Source organism: Frankia sp. CpI1-P, from assembly GCF_001421075.1.
Taxonomy (GTDB): domain Bacteria; phylum Actinomycetota; class Actinomycetes; order Frankiales; family Frankiaceae; genus Frankia; species Frankia torreyi.
Map to the genome: position 1 here is coordinate 1 of NZ_LJJX01000100.1, position 10,559 is coordinate 10,559.

The window sequence follows — 10,559 nt, forward strand, 5'->3', positions numbered from 1 at the left end:
GGGGGGGAGGCGGTTGTCGGGGAGGTGCCGGTGCGCGGGCCGGTTGCGGGCTGGGAGGGGGATCTGTTCGGGGGGATGTGGAGGGGGGTTCGGTGGCGGAGTTGGAGGTGTCGATCTGCCGGTGGGCGGGGCGGCTCGCGGCGGCGACGTGTGGCTGGTTGATGTTGCTGGCAGCGTTTGATCGGCGGGAGGGCTGGTCGGGGGTGGGGATGCGGTCGTGTGCGCACTGGTTGTCGTGGCGGTGCGGGATCGGGTCGCGGACGGCCCGGCAGTATCTGGCGGTCGCGCATGCGTTGGAGGGGCTTCCGGCGATCCGGGCGGCGTTCGCGGCGGGAACGTTGTCGTATGCGAAGGTGCGTGCGGTCAGCCGGGTNGCGCAGGCCTCGACCGAGCAGGTGTGGTTGACCCATGCCCGGTACTGCACGGCGGGGCAGTTGGAACGGGTGGTCCGTGCCTATCGGGGGGTGAGTGGTGATCGGTCCGCGCGGCGGGCGGCGCGGAAGGTGGGGTGGCGGTACGACGACGAGGGGATGTTGCATCTCACCGCGGTTCTGCCTGCCGAGGACGGGGTCCGGCTGCTCGCGGCGTTGGACGCCGCCCATGCCAGCCTGCACCGCACCACACCCCCCACCCCACCCGCCCAGCCCGCCCAGCCCGGCCAGCCCGGCCAGCCTGGCGAGGTGAGCGGGTCGGGTGAGGCCGAGGGGGAGGGGCCGCCGGCGGAGGGGGAGTCCGTGGCCGCGCCGCGGGACCGCCGGGGGGACGCCGACGCGTTGATGGCTCTGGCCGACGGTTCCTCGACCGGCCCGCACCCGGCCTGATGACCCCGACCCACACCCTCACCCTCGACACCGCCGCCCTCCCGGCCACCAGCCCCACCCCGGCCACCAGCACCGCGGTGAGGCGCCCCGAGAATTCCGGGCAGTCGATCTAATAGACTGTACACGGAATGGAGTGTGTGCCACATGGCTGAACGTCGCAGGAAATTCTCCCCGGAGTTCCGCGAAGAGGCAGTGAAATCGGTGATCGAGACGTCACGTCCGATCGCCACGGTCGCCCGCGAACTCGGAATACTGGAAGGCACTCTCGGTGTCTGGGTAGCGGCCTACCGGAAGGAGCATGCCGGAGACGAGCCGCCGCTCACGGTTCCGGAACGGGCACGGCTGCGGGAACTTGAGAAGGAAAACCGGGAACTACGCCTCAAGGCGGAATTCTTGGGAAAAGCGGCTTCCTTCTTCGCCCAGGAATATCGGTAAGCTCGAAATACGAGTTCATCGACGTGGAGAAGGACACCCGCACACCGGCGGGCNCCCGAAAATATCGGATCGACGCGATGTGTCGCTGGCTCGAGGTATCCAGGTCGGGATACTACGAATGGCGAGGGAGACCGGCGTCGGCGACCAGCCGGCGCCGGGCCCACCTCACCCGGATGATCATAGCTGTGTTCGAGGGCTCCGACGGAACCTACGGACACCGCCGTGTCCACGCCCACCTCGCCCGCCAGGGCGAGACCTGCGGCGTCGAACTCGTGCGATCTCTGATGCGCCAGGCGGACCTGGTCGCCTACCAGCCCCGGCCCTGGCGGCAGTCCCTCACCGACGCCGGCCTCACCGGCCCGATCCCGGACCTGGTCAACCGTGACTTCACCGCCTCCGCCCCCCGGCGTGAAAATGGTCGGTGACATCAGCTACATTCCGACCTGGGAAGGATGGCTGTACNTCGCCACGGTCATCGACTGCCNCACCAAAGCAATCATCGGTTATGCCATGGATGACCACTACAGAACCCCGCTGATTTCCGCGGCGATCATCAATGCGGCCCGCACCATCCCGCTCACCCCAGGCGCGATCTTCCACACCGATCGAGGGAGTAACTACCAATNCCACTAAGATAAGGACCGGCACCGACAAGATCAACTAACGCTTGATCGTTTCGTTNCTGTTTTTGGGTGAGCGAGCGGTTGCATGGCATTCTTCCGCGAGGGNTCGCCGCGATATAATGGCGCGTGGATTCAGGTGAGGAGCCGTCACTGGCGGGACGTCTTACGGACCACATCTCTGTGGGTGTGCTCGCGCGAGTTATCCCACGAGATGCCGTGGACGAGGTCCTTACCGAGACCGGTAGGCGGGAGAAACGGGTCCGACTACTTCCTGCACACGTCGTCGTCTATTTCGTGGTCGCGCTTGCGGTTTTCCGGGACGGTTACGAGGAGGTTCTGCGCCGCCTTGTGGGCGGTCTGCGGTTCATGGCGGTCTGGCGGGATGAGTGGACGGTGCCGTCGACGAGCGCGCTCAGCCAGGCACGTGAGCGCCTCGGTGAGGAGCCGTTGAAGCTGCTGTTCGAACGGGTCGCGGTCCCACTCGCGGAGCTGGGCACGGCGGGTGCGTGNCTTCGTTCATGGCGGCTCATGGCCATCGACGGCGTCAACATCGACGTTCCGGACACCGCGGAAAACCTCACCGCGTTCGAGAAAGCGCGTGGTGGTACCCGGCGGCCTTTTCCGCAGATCAGGTCGGTAGGGCTGGTGGAATGTGGTACGCACGCGGTATTGGCGGCCACGACCGGCAGTATGCGGGACGGTGAAAGGGACCTCGCGACCNGGCTTCTCGGCTCCGTCGAGCCGGACATGCTGATTACCGCCGACCGAGGGTTCTTCAGCTTCGAGCTGTGGGCGGAGTTCATGGTGACAGGGGCCGCACTGCTCTGGCGGGTCTCCGCCCACATGAAACTTCCCGCCGAGTCGCTGCTTCCCGACGGCTCCTACCTGTCCACCATCAAGTCGAAGAAGAACCGGGGAAGCTCCTGGCGGATGCCGCTGGCAGCGGTCGCCGACCCCAGGGACGCCAGCCACATACCGGTCCGGGTCATCGAATACACCGTCGACACCGGCGACGGCGGATCGTCCGAGACGTTCCGCCTGGTCACCACGATCCTCGACCCCGCCGAGGCCACCGCCCTCGAGCTCGCCGCGACCTACCAGCAGCGTTGGGAGTACGAGCTGTCCCTCAAGGAGATCGAGACACAACTGCTCGCACCCGGCGCAGGGCTGCGCTCGAAGTCCCCGGCCATGGTCCGCCAGGAATTCTGGGGGCTCCTCCTCGCCCACTACGCGATCCGCGCACTCATGGTCGAGGCCGCGGACAGCGGCGGAATCGACCCGGACCGGCTTTCCTTCCAAAGGACCCNGAACATCGTCCGCCGCCAGGTCACAGACCAGGCGGCCTTTTCCCCCCTCGACACTCGCCAAGGCGGCCGCGAGGACGATCGCAGAAATTCTTGAAAGGATCACGCGTGAACGCAGACCGCGACGCTACCCCCGCGTAAGCAAGCGAGGAAACCGGCACACGTTCCCGACCAAGCTGACGCCGGGAGGAGGCGTGATCTTTGTTCCGAAACTTGCGATCAAGATTCCGATCTTATCTTAGTGGCATTGGAGTAACTACACCTCGGAGGAGTTCGCGAGGACCCTTGTCACGCTCGGCCTCCGGCACTCGGTCGGACGGACCGGAATATGTTACGATAACGCAATGGCGGAGTCGTTTTTCGCCGCCCTGAAGAACGAACGTGTCCACCGCACCTCCTACCCCACTCGCGAACACGCGCGCCGAGACATCACCCGGTACATCGAGTTCCACTATAACACCCGCCGACTCCACTCCGGGCTCGGCTACAGAACACCGCAAGAAGTCCACAACGAATTCCTGAACCGCAATGATGCGGCCTAAAACCGACTGATAGAATGTGTCCGGAAAACGCGGGGCCGATCAACACCAACGGCCCCGCGGAACCAGGCCACCCCACTTCAAAGAAAATCAGTAGCTCCGGCGATGCCGGGCGGCGGCGGAGGCTCCGGTTCCGCGGATCCACCGGTGCTGCGGCACCCGGGGCGGCGTGCCCGGTCCGGCCGCGCGTAGCTGACGGATGAACGGCGCGACGAGCAGCGCCCCGACTATGAAGCCGACGACGTGCGCACCATAGGCGACCGCGCCCCCGTCGGCGACGCCGAATCCCGTGAAGTACACGTACTGCAGCGCGAACCAGAAACCGAGGACGATCCAGGCCGGCAACCAGAACGGCAGAAAGAACAGCACCGATACCAGGCCGATGACACGAGCTCTGGGGAACAGGACGAGATAGGCGCCAAGCACCCCGGCGACGGCACCTGAGGCGCCGATCAGGGTGCTCGACGACCCGCTTTCGAACAGTGCGAAGCCGTAGGTCGCGGCGTACCCGCAGACCAGGTAGAACAGCAGGTAGAACAGCCTACCCATGCGATCTTCGATGTTGTTGCCGAAGACTCCGAGAAACAGCATGTTACCGATGAGGTGAAGCCAGCTTCCATGCAGGAACATTGCGGTCAGTACCGAGAGAACCGGAATCTTGTCGAAGCTCGGCGGCGTCTGCACGATGCATCCGGGGTTGNCGGCGGCGTCGACGCCGATGTGGCCGGAGTAGGCGGCGGAGAGCTGGGCGTTGTGCACCAGCTCCCGGGGTATCGCGCCCCACTCCTGGAAGAACCGTTGCTGCTCGCAGACGTTCTGTGGGGTCGAGGTCCCGATTCCGGCGACCGAGCTCACCACAGGCTCGAAGAANATGAAGATCACTACGTTCGCGGCGATCAGCAGCCAGGTGACGATCGGCCGCCGGCTCAGCNGGTTGATGTCGTGAATCGGGATGACCACGCCGCCCATCCTGCCCGGTGCGCCGGGTGGCGTCGCCGTCGGGCACGGCTGGTGGACGTCGCGGCTGGTGGGGGGCCGGTAGGCCCGGCGGTTGGGGCCCGGTGTGGCGTGACGTGCGTCGCGCACGCATCGCCCGGGAAGGCCGCCCGCGTCGCCGATGCACCAGAGTAGGAGGGGTGAAGCCCTCCTCCGATCTCGTGGCCCGGGACCGCCGGGCCGTCTGGCACCCCTACGCCGCGGCGTCGCACACCGGGCCGCTGTTCGCCNTGTCGTCCGCCGCGGGGGTGCGCCTCACGCTGACCGACGGCCGCGAGCTGATCGACGGGATGTCGTCGTGGTGGGCGGCCATCCACGGTTACCGGCACCCCGTGCTCGACGAGGCCGTGCGCACCCAGCTCGGGTCGATGTCGCACGTGATGTTCGGCGGCCTGACCCACGAGCCGGCGGTGCGCCTCGCCGAGACGCTGGTGGCGATCACCCCCGAGCCGCTGCGCCGGGTGTTCCTCTGCGACTCGGGATCCGTCGCCGTCGAGGTGGCCATCAAGATGGCTTTGCAGTACTGGACCGGCCGGGGTCGGCCCGAGCGGACCCGGCTGCTGACCATCCGTCGTGGCTACCACGGCGACACCTCCGGCGCGATGTCCGTCTGCGACCCGGACGCCGGGATGCACCACCTGTTCAGCCAGCTCCTGCCGCGCCACCTGTTCGCCCCGGCGCCGAGGCGCGCCTACGACGAGCCGTGCGAGGACGCCGACGTTGCCGAGTTCGAGCGGCTGCTCGCCCGGCACGCCCACGAGCTCGCCGCGGTCATCCTCGAACCGGTGGTGCAGGGCACCGGGGCCATGCGTTTCTACGCACCCGGCTGGCTCGCCCGGGTGCGTGAACTGTGCGATCACCATGGGGTGCTGCTCATCGCCGACGAGATCGCCGTGGGCTTCGGCCGGTCGGGGGAGCTGTTCGGCTGCGACCACGCCGGGATCAGCCCCGACATCATGTGTCTGGGCAAGGCGCTGACCGGCGGTTACATGTCGATGGCCGCAACGCTGTGCACCGACGAGGTAGCCGCCGGCGTGTCCGACTCGCCCGCCGGGGCGTTCATGCACGGCCCGACGTTCATGGGCAACCCGCTGGCGAGCGCCGTCGCGAACGCCAGCGTCGAGCTGCTGCTGTCCTCGCCGTGGCGGGCGCGGGTCACCGAGATCTCCGCGGGGCTCACCGCGGGCCTCGCCCCGGCGGCAGAGCTGGCGGGAGTGGCCGACGTGCGGGTGCTCGGCGCCATCGGCGTGATCGAGACGCGGGAACCGGTCGATATGGCGGTGATCCAGCCGTTGCTGGTGGAGCTCGGCGTCTGGGTGCGGCCCTTCGGCCGGCTGGTCTACACGATGCCGCCGTTCATCACGTCGCCGGCGGACGTTGCCACCCTGACCGGTGCGATGGTCGAGGCGGTCGCCCGCACCACCTGAGGAACTGGTCCTCGGCTGGTCCGCGGCTCGGCCGACTCTGGTCCCAGACGCGGAGCCATGCCGTTTCCCGGGCGTGTCGTGTGTGGTCTCTCCGCGGGCGTCGTGGCGTGGACGACGGCCGGTGGGCCACGGCGCGGGCCCTTTCGTCGCCCCATTCGTCGTCGCAGGTCAGATGCCATTTCCGGAACGAGTTCGGGGCCCGTCGCGGCGGGAGAATGCGGCCGGCCGCCGCCGCGGAGCAGTTAGCCGCGCCATTGCGACGGTTGCGAATGACGCGAACGTCTTCGTACTCTTCGTTCTCAACGATTCACTGTGAGTAGCAACGACGAGGTTGGATTCACCGGGCGGTTCCGGCCGACCACGGCCGCGGACGAGAACGAGGAAGGCCATCCGCCAATGCCGTTACGCCTACGACTGCCACGTCGCCCGAGTTGCGTACTGCTGGGCGGCGCCCNCCGGGTGTGGCGACGGCTGCGGGTGCGCACCCCGCGGGCGCAGCCCCGCCCCTCTGCCGCCTGTCCGCCGGCGCTGCGCATGGCCGGCCTTGACCTTCCCGGCGCTGACCTTCCCGGCGCTGACCTTCTCGGCGCTGGCCTTCCCGGCGCTGAGGTCGGCGGCTCCCGGAGCGGGAGCGCTGGGAACGGCGGCCCGCGAACCGACCGGAGCCGCCGGTGGCGGGTCGGTGGGGACCGACCGCCCCGGCCAGGTCGGGTGCTACCGCAGCTGGTCGGGCGGGGCTGGATGCTGTGGCGCGCACCGCGGACGGTCGTGCGCCGGGTCGTGGGGGTCACGCTGTGCTGGGCCACGCTGGTCGGCGTCGCGATCGCCGGGCTGCGGCCACGCTGGGTCGACGTGCTCGCGTTCGCCGCGTTCGTCGCCCTCGGGGGGTTCGCGGTGGTCGTGGCCGGGCGGCTGGGGGCCGACCTCACCGTCTCCCCGGCCGCCCGGCATGACCTGCTCGCCACCTGGACGGTGGCCGTCGCCGTGCTGCTGCCGCCGTTCTACCCGACGGTGATCGGCCTGCCGCTGTGCTGGCTGGCCGGCCGCGCCGACCCGATCCGCCCGCCGCACCTACGGATGTTCCATGCCGCGGCGCTGGGCATCGCCGGCTTCTGCGCGTCCAGCGTGCACCTGCTGCTCAGCCCGACCAGGGGACCGTTCACCGTCGAGGGCCTGGTCGGCTCGGGCTCCGCGGCGCTGGCGTTCCTGTCCGCCGTGGCCGTGTACCCGCTGGTCGCCGGTCTGCCCGGGGTCGGGATGGCCCGATCGGGCCGGGGCGACGGCCTCGATGCGTGGCTCGGGGGAGCGCCGTCCGGCGCCGACGTCCATCGCCCGGCCGGGCGCCCCGCGCGGGCGCCGCGGCGCGCCCGCCGCGAGCTCGTGCCGGCGCGGGCCGCCGAGATCTGCTCGTCGATCGTGGTGGCGGTGCTGTGGGCGGCGAGCCCGTTCCTCATGCTGGCCGTGACCCCGCCGGTACTGCTGCTGCAACGCAGCCTGCTGCACGCCGACCTGCTGCTCGCCGCCCGCTCGGACGCGAAGACGCGGCTCGCCAACGCCGCCTACTGGCACCAGGTCGCCGAGCGCGAGATCGGCCGAGCGGCCCGCACCGGCCGGCCGCTGTCGGTGCTGCTCGTCGACATCGACCACTTCAAGCGGGTCAACGACCGCTTCGGCCACCTCATCGGGGACGTCATCCTGCTCGCCGTCGCGGACACGCTGCGGGCCACGGCCCGGCCGCGGGACCTCGTCGGCCGCTTCGGCGGCGAGGAGTTCGTCATCCTGCTCACCGAGGCGGGACGAGAGCACGCCCTCGACATCGCCGAGCGGATCCGCCGCCAGGTCGCCGGCACCCGCTGCCGGCTCGACGGCCGACCTCCGCTGTCGGTCACCGTGTCCGTGGGCGTCGCGACCCAGGACGGGCCGCCCGGCGACCTGTCCGCGCTCATCGCGCGCGCCGACACCGCCTTGTACCGGGCGAAGGCCGACGGCCGCAACCGGGTCCGCCTCGCCGACCCGCTGTGCGCCCCGGCCTAGCTGTGCGTCCCGGCCTGGCTGTGTGCCCCGGCGCGCGGCGTCAGTCGGCGCGGGCGGCTCGGATCGTGTTGCGCAGCAGCAGCATGGTGGTCACCGGGCCGACTCCGCCCGGCACGGGGGTGAGGGCACCGGCGACCGAGGCGATGGCCGCGGCGTCGACGTCGCCGACCTGGCCGGCGGCGGTGACCGCGGTGCCGACGTCGATGACCGTCGCCCCCGGCCGGACGAACCCGGCCCCGATCAGGCCCGGTACCCCCGTCGCGGACACGATGATGTCGGCCTCGTGCGCGATCGTCACCAGGTCCTTCGTGTGGGAATGGCAGACGGTGACGGTCGCGTCCTCCGCGAGCAGCAGCAGCGAGACCGGCTTGCCGACGACCGGCCCACGACCGATGACGCACACCCGAGCGCCGGCCATCGGGATGCGGGCGCGGGTGAGGATCTCCACCACCGCGGCGGCGGTCGCCGGGGCGAAGCCCGGCAGCCCCAGGGCGAGCCGACCCAGGCTCTCCGGGTTCATCCCGTCCACGTCCTTGGCGACGGGGATGTGCTCGCCGACCTCGCGGGAGCTCAGCTCCGCGGGCAGCGGTGTCTGGACGATGATCCCGTCGACCAGCGGGTCGGCGGCCAGTGCGTCGACCGTGTCGAGCAGCGCCGCGGCCCCGGCGGTGGCTTCGTGCGGCTCGCAGCGAACCCCGACCTTGCCGGCGGTCCGTTCGATGATGTGGGTGTAGGAGCGGGCGGCCGGATCCGCGTTCGGTAGGACCACGGCCAGCGTCGGCGTCTTGCCGGCAAGCATCAGCCGCTCTGCCTCGTCGATCACGTACCGGCCGATCTCGGCGGCCATGGACCGCCCGTCGAGCAACCTCATCCGGTACTCCGATCTCGTCGTCTTCGTTCGTCGGCGTCGTCAGGCCGGCCCGCGGCGCCGGTTGCTCGACCCGCCGTCCGCGGTCACCCGCGGGTGGCGCCGCGGCGGCCCACCGTGAGAATCTGGGGCGTTTCGCGCGGGCGGCTCGGGGCCACGGGCTCGCTCGTACCGTAGCAAGGCCGCGCCGGGCCGTAACCGTCACGGGGTACCCGTCACGGGTTAGGGTGCTCGTGCCCGGGACGTCCCGCCGCCGGCCTCGGGCCCGCCGCTGCGGCGGACGACGACTATCGGGGGACGACTATCGGGGTAGGTCGCGCAGGATCAGGTCGAGCCCGGCGAGGAACTGCGACTCGTTGTCCTCCCGCAGGTGCGGGGCGACGTCGGACAGGTCCGGATGGAGCTCCGCCGGCGGGCGCACCTGGGCCACCGGCCCACCGCGGGCGCCCGCCCCCTCCTTCTCCACCGCGCGGGCGAGCTGGCGGGCCTCCGACAGGGTGTGGCCGAGGGTGTAGAACAGCAGCGTCTGGTAGACGTTGGCCGCGTCCGCCGGGTCCATGCCGGCGCGGTGGAGCTGGGCGACGGCGTGGTCGGAGCGCTCCCAGTAGGCGCCGACGCCCGGCGGGCGGCGCAGCACCAGCGGGGCCAGCGTCGGGTGGGCCAGCAGCGAGCGGCGGAGTTGGCGGAAGTTCGCGCGGATGTCGGCGCGCGGATCGTCGGTCTCCGGCAGGTCCGCGACCCCGTCCCGGATGACGCTGTCGACGAGCGCGTCGAGCAGGGCGTTCTTGGTGGCGAAATGCCGGTACATCGCGGTCGGGTCGCAGTCGAGGAACCCGCCGAGAGCCCGCATGCTGAACGCCCCCGCGCCATTGGTGTCGACGACCTCCATCGCCGCCGCCATCAGCACCTCGCGCGACAACGTCCCCCGTGGCGTCCGCCGCGACCGCCGCGACCGTCCCCGCCGGCCCGCGTCCGCATCGGACGGATCGGCTGTGATCGCGCGCTCGCCGTCCGGAGGTGAGGTGTTCGCCGGGACGGCCTCGGCCGCCTCGTCGGCGGCAGCAGGGTCCGTCGGACCCGACCTGTCGTCGGGGTCCGCCCCACTCGTTGGATTTTCCTCGGTGTCGTCGATGCCGTCATGATAATCAACGATGTTGACGTCATCCCGCGACGCGCCCAGGAGGCGGCAGCGGCAGCGGGGCGTCGGGCAGGAGCCGGTGGATGGCCGGGACATAGCGGTCAAGATCGCCTGGTTCGAAGCGGACGTTCTTGATGATCCACCAGAATGCGCCGTCAGGTTCACCCACCAGTTTGTAGGCGTCGCCGGCCAGCAGGACGGCCCATCCCGCCGGCATGGGAATCAGGGACGCGATGGCGTTCCCGGTAGCGGCGTCCCACAGCCGGGCGGTGCGATCNGCGGCGGCGGTGGCCAGCAGGGTGCCGTCGGGGGAGAAGGCGACCGAGCGGACCGGGCGGTCGTGGCCGGCCAGGGTGCGCAGCGGGTGGCCGGTG

At 70.2% G+C, this 10,559-nt stretch carries 10 protein-coding genes and 8 pseudogenes; 12 read left to right on the top strand and 6 right to left on the bottom strand.

The genetic code is table 11. The features are described from left to right. Window positions 1-50: 50 nt before the first annotated feature. From FF86_RS61215 to FF86_RS32925, 9 genes and pseudogenes are all read left to right on the top strand, one after another. On the top strand, window positions 51-373 hold a 323-nt coding region (locus tag FF86_RS61215; RefSeq protein ID WP_396230196.1), incomplete at its 3' end, for a DUF222 domain-containing protein. 1 nt (window position 374) lies between these two features. After that, a pseudogene (locus tag FF86_RS61220) lies at window positions 375-821 on the top strand (restriction endonuclease); the annotation flags it as partial. A gap of 144 nt (window positions 822-965) precedes the next feature. Continuing rightward, the gene (locus tag FF86_RS32915) at window positions 966-1,256 is read left to right on the top strand and encodes a transposase (RefSeq protein ID WP_082122338.1); all 291 of its coding nucleotides are present in this window, start codon (window positions 966-968) and stop codon (window positions 1,254-1,256) included. A gap of 173 nt (window positions 1,257-1,429) precedes the next feature. Then, window positions 1,430-1,681, top strand: a complete 252-nt coding sequence (locus FF86_RS32920; protein ID WP_255354250.1) for an IS3 family transposase — start codon at window positions 1,430-1,432, stop codon at window positions 1,679-1,681. A 60-nt stretch (window positions 1,682-1,741) separates the two neighbouring features. After that, window positions 1,742-1,881 (top strand): annotated as a pseudogene (locus FF86_RS69430) (IS3 family transposase); the annotation flags it as partial. Between the two features lie 124 nt (window positions 1,882-2,005). Then, window positions 2,006-2,388 (top strand): transposase domain-containing protein (locus tag FF86_RS61225; RefSeq protein WP_242419909.1); only part of this gene is annotated, 383 nt, incomplete at its 3' end. Window position 2,389: 1 nt separating this feature from the next. Further along, window positions 2,390-2,599: pseudogene (locus FF86_RS61230) on the top strand (IS4 family transposase); the annotation flags it as partial. A 1-nt stretch (window position 2,600) separates the two neighbouring features. Beyond that, window positions 2,601-3,185, top strand: a pseudogene (locus FF86_RS61235) (transposase); the annotation flags it as partial. A gap of 306 nt (window positions 3,186-3,491) precedes the next feature. Then, window positions 3,492-3,725 (top strand): annotated as a pseudogene (locus tag FF86_RS32925) (integrase core domain-containing protein); the annotation flags it as partial. Window positions 3,726-3,812: 87 nt separating this feature from the next. Here the strand turns inward: FF86_RS32925 and FF86_RS30290 are convergent. After that, the coding region (locus FF86_RS30290; RefSeq protein WP_242419910.1) for a rhomboid family intramembrane serine protease at window positions 3,813-4,422 on the bottom strand (610 nt) is incomplete at its 5' end. Between the two features lies 1 nt (window position 4,423). Next, window positions 4,424-4,592, bottom strand: a pseudogene (locus FF86_RS61240) (rhomboid family intramembrane serine protease); the annotation flags it as partial. A gap of 266 nt (window positions 4,593-4,858) precedes the next feature. Between FF86_RS61240 and FF86_RS61245 the strand changes: the two are divergent. The 3 genes and pseudogenes from FF86_RS61245 to FF86_RS30300 all read left to right on the top strand — a co-directional run. Further along, window positions 4,859-4,948, top strand: a 90-nt coding sequence (locus tag FF86_RS61245) for a hypothetical protein (protein ID WP_242419912.1), incomplete at its 3' end; no start/stop codon positions are given. 1 nt (window position 4,949) lies between these two features. Beyond that, window positions 4,950-6,145 (top strand): annotated as a pseudogene (gene bioA, locus FF86_RS30295) (adenosylmethionine--8-amino-7-oxononanoate transaminase); the annotation flags it as partial. Between the two features lie 711 nt (window positions 6,146-6,856). Further along, the gene (locus tag FF86_RS30300; RefSeq protein ID WP_236706626.1) at window positions 6,857-8,179 is read left to right on the top strand and encodes a diguanylate cyclase; all 1,323 of its coding nucleotides are present in this window, start codon (window positions 6,857-6,859) and stop codon (window positions 8,177-8,179) included. A 40-nt stretch (window positions 8,180-8,219) separates the two neighbouring features. Here FF86_RS30300 and FF86_RS30305 read toward each other — a convergent pair whose 3' ends face one another. The 4 genes and pseudogenes from FF86_RS30305 to FF86_RS61255 form a co-directional block, all read right to left on the bottom strand. Beyond that, on the bottom strand, window positions 8,220-9,050 hold the full coding sequence (locus FF86_RS30305; protein ID WP_044888494.1) for a bifunctional 5,10-methylenetetrahydrofolate dehydrogenase/5,10-methenyltetrahydrofolate cyclohydrolase: 831 nt from the start codon (window positions 9,048-9,050) through the stop codon (window positions 8,220-8,222). Window positions 9,051-9,348: 298 nt separating this feature from the next. Further along, window positions 9,349-9,948, bottom strand: a complete 600-nt coding sequence (locus tag FF86_RS30310; RefSeq protein ID WP_052681601.1) for a TetR/AcrR family transcriptional regulator — start codon at window positions 9,946-9,948, stop codon at window positions 9,349-9,351. A gap of 259 nt (window positions 9,949-10,207) precedes the next feature. After that, window positions 10,208-10,462 (bottom strand): hypothetical protein (locus FF86_RS61250; RefSeq protein WP_242419911.1); only part of this gene is annotated, 255 nt, incomplete at its 5' end. 1 nt (window position 10,463) lies between these two features. Beyond that, window positions 10,464-10,546: pseudogene (locus FF86_RS61255) on the bottom strand (WD40 repeat domain-containing protein); the annotation flags it as partial. Window positions 10,547-10,559 lie beyond the last annotated feature (13 nt).

Bases quoted from the DNA above. Each gene is read 5' to 3' on its own strand.
- FF86_RS32920 (WP_255354250.1), top strand. From the start codon at position 1,430: ATGATCATAGCTGTGTTCGAGGGCTCCGACGGAACCTACGGACACCGC.
- FF86_RS32915 (WP_082122338.1), top strand. From the start codon at position 966: ATGGCTGAACGTCGCAGGAAATTCTCCCCGGAGTTCCGCGAAGAGGCA.
- FF86_RS30305 (WP_044888494.1), bottom strand. From the start codon at position 9,050: ATGAGGTTGCTCGACGGGCGGTCCATGGCCGCCGAGATCGGCCGGTAC.
- FF86_RS30310 (WP_052681601.1), bottom strand. From the start codon at position 9,948: ATGGCGGCGGCGATGGAGGTCGTCGACACCAATGGCGCGGGGGCGTTC.